Annotated in this window: 3 protein-coding genes; 2 read left to right on the forward strand and 1 reads right to left on the reverse strand. The window is 45.9% G+C overall.

Going from position 1 to position 6,050, the window contains the following annotated elements; translation table 11 throughout:
• Nucleotides 1-157: 157 nt before the first annotated feature.
• On the reverse strand, nucleotides 158-739 hold the full coding sequence (locus tag QUA56_RS26685) for a manganese efflux pump MntP family protein (RefSeq protein ID WP_333363966.1): 582 nt from the start codon (nucleotides 737-739) through the stop codon (nucleotides 158-160).
• Nucleotides 740-1,339: 600 nt separating this feature from the next.
• Here QUA56_RS26685 and QUA56_RS26690 point away from each other — a divergent pair.
• Nucleotides 1,340-1,606, forward strand: coding sequence for a hypothetical protein (locus QUA56_RS26690; protein ID WP_333363969.1), 267 nt, complete (start codon nucleotides 1,340-1,342; stop codon nucleotides 1,604-1,606).
• 364 nt (nucleotides 1,607-1,970) lie between these two features.
• Nucleotides 1,971-6,050 (forward strand): DUF4347 domain-containing protein (locus tag QUA56_RS26695; RefSeq protein WP_333363972.1); only part of this gene is annotated, 4,080 nt, incomplete at its 3' end.

Consider the following 6,050-nt stretch of genomic DNA (forward strand, 5'->3'; position numbering starts at 1 on the left):
GAATTGCGAATTGCGAATTGCGAATTGGGAATTGCGAATTGGGAATTGCGAATTGCGAATTGGAGCCACCATAGACTCTGATGTCACTGTTCGACTACTGACTACTGACTGCTGACTACTGACTACTGACTACTGACTACTGACTACTGACTACTGACTAATGACCCATAACTAATGGCACTTCTGTTAAGTGCATAAACAAGATTCTGCTGCCAATAAAAATCAAAATAGCGCCCCCCAAAAATTCAATTTTATTAGCAAACAAGTTTCCGCACTTGTGCCCGATAAACACGCCTGCAAAAGCTAAAAAGAAAGTAATAAATCCGATTGCAGTCACCGCAAGAGCAATAGAATCTTTCAGGACAGCAAATCCGATGCCAACTGCGAGAGCATCGATACTCGTCGCCACCGACAGCGTTATCAAAGTCCCCGTATCTAAGGGATTGAACTTTTTCTCGCATTCTTGACTTTGCAGCGATTCGTAAATCATTCTACCGCCAATGAAACTCAAAAGTCCAAAAGCTATCCAATGGTCGATCGGTGTTATCAAAAAACTAAAAGTCAGACCGACAAACCATCCTATGAGGGGCATTAAAGCTTGGAAACCGCCGAAAAACAAGGCGATTTTTAAAGCTTTATTGACCTTCATGTGTTTGATTGCTAAACCGCTAGAAACAGCAACAGCAAAAGCATCTGCTGCTAGGCCCAAGGAAAGAAAGACGGTAGTGGCTGCATCCATTTTTGTAAACTGTTAGATATTATAGGGAAAGTGTTCCTCTTGACAGTTTTACTTTACACTAAATTTTGAAAAAGTTACAATTTTCTCATAATTTATTCATTTTTAAATCACATTGATTTCACAATTGGCGGTGTAGAAAAATCAGGGCTGAGCTCTATGACGATCCGCGGTTATCAGCTACAGTCCTGGACACAAAAAGTGGTTTTACGTGCTACTTATAGAGGCGCTGCCTCCAGGAGTGAACTAGCAGTTAACGCTGCGATAAATAGAAATAAAAACTGGGCGATAATCCAATACGCTTGGGATCGGACACTCATGGAGACAAAACCCTGTGAAAAATAGATACTGCGTTGGCGCGTGCGGGCCCTTCGGGCTTATGCTTCGCCCAAAGCTCTCTTCGGACAAAAAAACATTAACCCAAGCGTATTGGGCGATAATCGCTGCTACACAGGGTAATCGCATCTAATTTAAGCTGTTGCGGCATTTAAATTGTCTGTCAAAAAACAATCAAACAATGAGTGGGGTGTCCCGCCCGCGTCGAATATGCAATTTAAATGCGCGATAGCTTAGGTGGAAATAACGGAGTAGAAATTAAAATTTATGCAACGCCGGATATTTTATGCAGTTGTCAATGATTTATGTTCATCAGTAGCTGTGGAGTTATGTCAACCCAAAGAACGAATTTCAGTAGAGATGGTTGTTCGTGGATTATATCATTTTTCGCGAGCTTTATTTCGGGGAAAAAGTACAGAAGTAGTTACATATTTAGTGGAAAGTTATAAAATGTTGGGTCTGATTAAACAAGAACGATCGCGACATAGAGAAAATGCCGCTTACTATCAGGAAATCTGGGGGTCAACTCCTTAAGTTGACACGCCTTGGGCACGGTGCCGTGTCCCTACGGGAATCGAACGATAGGCGGGTGTACTTCATAAATGTGGAATCTGCTGTATGTATCAAAAATCCCAATTTTAATATTTCAGTATAATTACACTTGCGGTTGAATTTTTTGTGTGTTAACCATCAACCTCGCGCTGGCTCATCCGTAATATTACTTAATAAATTTCCCCAACTTTATCAAAACTTTAATTAAAAAAGTGTTTATAAAGAAAAGTTTATATAGATTTTCTAAAAAAACAGTTATGGTTACTACAACCTTCAGAAATAGTTTCGGATGCAAGTCGCGAAATAGGGAAATCATTGTCTTTTTTTAGCTATCAATAGGTGTATTATGCCAAATTTAAATAATCGAGTTTCAGTAAGTGCGATCGCCTTTATAGATCCGAAAGTTGAAGATTATCAAAGTTTGATCGCCGGGGTAAAACCGGGTACGGAAGTAGTCGTTTTGGATGGGAACCGGGATGCGATCGACCAAATTACTCAAATTTTAGCTCTTCGTACCAATATTGACAGCATTCACATCATTTCTCACGGTACTCCGGGTAACTTGCAATTGGGTAATGGCTGCTTGAGTGCAGATAATGTGGAGACTTATTCCGAGAAATTGCAGCAGTGGCGGAGTGCTTTAACTCTGGGCGCAGACATTCTGATTTACGGTTGTAATGTCGCATCAGCACCTCGCGCTTGTCCGAAAGTCCGCCAAGGAATGAATTCCCTGGCTCAAAGCGAAAGTCGGTTGAAACCGACTGCTTACCCCAAAGTCCGCCAGGGAATGAATTCCCTGGCTCAAAGCGAAAGTCGGTTGAAACCGACTGGAAACAACCTCAATAAACAGTCCTCTTCAGTGGACTTTCGCTATGAGACGGGGGTTTCAACCCCCGGCGGATCGGATGAATACGCCATAGATAATGAATACGCCATAGATGATAAACAGGCGAGAGATATAGACGGTTTCGCCTTTATTCAACGAATTGCCCAACTCACAAATACAAACGTTGCAGCTTCCCAAAACCTCACCGGAAGCGTAGCCAAAGGTGGCGACTGGAAACTGGAAGTCAGAACCGGGAAAATAGAAACACCGCTAGTATTTGAAGCCGAAGTATTAGCAGCTTACGAGTACGTTTTGAACACTTTCGGTGCGGCCACAAATATTGGCGCGGGGACAAATCCCTACGGTATTGCTACGGGGGATTTTAACGTCGATGGCAAACCCGATTTAGCTGTAACAAACCAAGGATCTGGCACCGTTTCTATCCTGTTAGGCAATGGCACTGGTGGCTTTAATCCCGCGCCTATTCCTACCTTGGCCGTGTCAAGTGCCCAATCGATCGCCGTCGGCAATTTTAACAACGATAATTTCCCTGACTTAGCAGTAGTGGCTAGTGGCACTGGTGGCGCCCTCTCAATTTTCTTAGGAAATGGTACGGGCGGTTTTGGCAGCCCCACTCCATATCCTACAGGAGTATCCCCTATCTCGGTTGCAGTTGGGAAGTTTAACGGCGATAACTTTTCAGACGTAGCAGTAGTCAATGCAAGCCCTACCAGTCCCTCTGGTACTGTCACAATTTTGCTGGCAAATAGCAGCGGTAGCGGGGCATTGAATTTCAACACCAACTTGAGCGCGCAGTCAATTCCCGCTTTCATGACAGTGGGGGACTTTAACGGGGATACTTTTTCCGATTTAGCTGTACCGAACAGTTTATCTAACACCATTTCTGTTTTTTTAGCGAATGGCACTGGCGGCTTTGGTGCAGCTACTAATTTTGGGGCTGGGCAGAATCCAAATTCGATCGCCAATGGGGACTTTAACGGAGACAATTTCCTCGACTTAGCCGTAGTTAACACCGGCTCTAACAATGTCTCAATTCTATTGGGAAATGGCACTGGCGGCTTTGGCGCAGTCACTAATTTTAGCGCGGGGACAGGGCTGCAAGGCATTGTTGCGAATGACTTTAGCGGAGACGGCAAACTTGACTTAGCAGTAGGAGGCACCAGCGGCGCTGTAATTTTAGTAGGCAACGGCAGTGGCGGTTTTAGTACACCCATTAACTTTGCTGTGGGGACAGATCCAACTTCCATTATTGCCGGCAACTTTAATGCTGATACTCTCCCGGATTTGGCAGTAGCGAACAACGCTTCAGATAACGTTTCGGTGCTGCTAAATACACCCAATACAGTTAATTTTGGTACTGCAACTTACAGCGGTACAGAAGGAACTACGGATACAGTAGTTAATATTCCCGTCACTCTCAGCGGCGGCACTCCTTTGAGCGATGTAACAGTACCAATTGCGATCGACCCCAGCAGCAGTGCCACACAAAATTCAGACTACACTATTTCCCCAACATCGATTACATTCCCCGCAGGTGCAACAGGTGCCGCACTCACCAAAAATGTTGCAGTTACTATCAAACCCGACAATCTCCCTGAAAACGCCGAAACCGCAATCCTCAACTTTGGCACAATCACCGGAGGAGTTGCAGGTACAACCAAACAAACAACACTAACTATTGCTGCTAACGGTACTGTTTCTTATGCCATTGCCGCTGGTACTCCCAGCATTCCCGAAGGCAATAGTGGCACAAAACCTCTGACTTTTACTGCGACTCGCAGCGGCAACACAGGCGGGGCAAGTAGCGTCAATTATACGATCGCCGGAACAGCTACAAACGTCAGCGATTACAACAACATCGGCGGCACTTCTGCGGCAACTGCTGCTACTGGCACAATTAATTTTGCCGCCGGTGAAACATCCAAAACTATTACTCTGGATGTGTTAGGCGACACCCTAGTTGAACCCGACGAAACCATTGCCGTCACCCTGTCAAATCCCACCAGCCCAGGCGTAACACCGACAATTACGACTGCTACCGCTGGCACAACTATTACTAATGATGACAAAGCTGGCTTTACTGTTAACCCAACAGGATTAACTACAAGTGAAGTGGGTGGCACTGCTACCTTCACTGTCAAACTCAACTCTCAACCCACTGCTGATGTTGCGATCGGTTTGAGCAGTTCCAATCTAGCCGAAGGAACAGTTTCGACTAATAGCTTAACTTTCACTCCTGCTAACTACAATCGACCGCAAACAATAACGGTGACTGGCGTTGACGATTTAGTAGCTGATGGTTCTCAACCTTACAAAATTGTCACGGCTGCTGCTGTCAGCACCGATCCTAATTTCAATAACCTCGATCCTGAAGATGTCACCGTCACCAACAGTGACAAGGAAACTCCGGGAATTACGGTGAATCCGACGGCGGGGTTAACTACGGGCGAAGATGGCACTAAGGCTAACTTTACTGTGGTTCTGAATACTAAACCAACTGCTGATGTGACTATCGGTTTGAACAGTTCCAATGTTGCAGAGGGAACTGTTTCCCCTGCTAGCATAACTTTCACTCCGGCTAACTGGAATACAGCACAACCAGTAACAGTAACAGGGGTTAACGATGGCATTGTTGACGGCAATATTGACTACAAAATTCTCACAGCGCTTGCTGTTAGCGACGATCCGAATTATAAGCTAGATGCAGCGGATGTTAGCCTTAGCAATAAAGACGATGATACCGCTGGTATTTCTATTACTCCCACGGCAACAACTGCTACAGAAGGTGGCGCGAATGGCAGTTATGCGCTCAAATTAACGTCGGAGCCGATCGCGCCTGTTACGATCAACTTTAATGCCGGAAGTGAAATAAATGCGATCGCCCCTGTTACCTTTGACAGCACGAATTGGAATGTTGCCAAAACAATCACTGTCACCGCTACCGACGATAGCAAAGCCGAAGGTACGCACAGCGGTACGATCGCTCACACTGTTACCAGTACAGACACTAAGTATAGTGGCACAACAATTCAGGATGTCAATGTAGCTATTACCGACAACGACACAGCAGGTGTCAGCATTTCTCCCACGCAAACAACTGCTACAGAAGGCGGCGCGAATGGCAGTTATGAGCTCAAATTAACGTCGCAGCCGATCGCCCCGGTAACTATCACTCTCACAACAGGTGAGGAGATAGAGGCGATCGCGCCTATCACTTTCACTGCGGATAATTGGAATGTCGCTCAACCCGTTACGGTGAAAGCTGTTGACGATACGATTGTCGAAGGCGCGCACAGCGGCAATATCACTCACAGTGTGAGTACCACTGATGGTAAGTATAATGTGGTTGTGGTTCCAGGGGTGACAGTGGCGATTACGGATAACGATGTAGCGCCAGTGCCAGTAGTCGTCGATCCGCCAGTAGTCGTCGATCCGCCAGTAGTCGTCAATCCGCCAGTAGTCGTCGATCCGCCAGTAGTCGTCGATCCGCCAGTAGTCGTCAATCCGCCAGTAGTCGTCAATCCGCCAGTAGTCGTCAATCCGCCAGTAGTCGTCAATCCGCCAGTAGTCGTCAATCCG

This window comes from Microcoleus sp. N3A4, from assembly GCF_036701805.1.
Classification (GTDB): Bacteria; Cyanobacteriota; Cyanobacteriia; order Cyanobacteriales; family Microcoleaceae; genus Microcoleus.

What these genes read in the sequence shown, in the direction of transcription:
- QUA56_RS26685 (WP_333363966.1), bottom strand. Translation starts at nt 739, where the DNA reads ATGGATGCAGCCACTACCGTCTTTCTTTCCTTGGGCCTAGCAGCAGAT.
- QUA56_RS26690 (WP_333363969.1), top strand. Translation starts at nt 1,340, where the DNA reads ATGCAACGCCGGATATTTTATGCAGTTGTCAATGATTTATGTTCATCA.